This is a genomic window from Pseudomonas sp. 22526 (assembly GCF_052044735.1).
In the GTDB taxonomy this organism is placed as follows: Bacteria; Pseudomonadota; Gammaproteobacteria; order Pseudomonadales; family Pseudomonadaceae; genus Aquipseudomonas; species Aquipseudomonas piscium.
This window is the reverse complement of the sequence record NZ_JBQENK010000049.1, coordinates 1-374: the sequence shown is the minus strand read 5'-3', so window position 1 is coordinate 374 and position 374 is coordinate 1. Positions and strand designations below refer to the sequence as shown.

The following is a 374-nucleotide window of genomic DNA, read 5'->3' as shown; positions in this document are numbered from 1 at the left end:
CAGTGGATTTCTTCGCCCTTGGGCCCGGTGACCACCGCGGTCTGGCTGCCCAGCACCCGCGGTTTCGGGTGGTTCAGGGCTGGACGGTAGAACACCTGCCAGGGCGTGGCGAGGAAGCGGTTGCGATAGCCCTGGTGGAAGTCGTCCTTGTGGTCAGTGGTGTCGCTGGTCACCGACTCTTCCAGCACCTGTGGCTGCTTGCCTTCGTGGACGATATGAGTGAGCAGCCACAGGTCGTTCCACTCGCTGCGCGGGTGCTCGGACAGTTCCAGGAAGTGGCCGCTGACCAGGCGGGTCTGGTCGCCCCAGCCTTCGGCCTGCTGGTAGTCGGCGCGGTGGCGTTCGAGGGCGCGCTGGCTGAGGAACTTGCCGCG

Annotated in this window: 1 protein-coding gene; it reads right to left on the bottom strand. The window is 66.3% G+C overall.

Annotated features, from left to right (window positions below; all coding sequences use genetic code 11):
- The coding region (locus tag ACTJKT_RS31240) for a contractile injection system protein, VgrG/Pvc8 family (RefSeq protein ID WP_440790416.1) at positions 1 to 374 on the bottom strand (374 nt) is incomplete at both ends.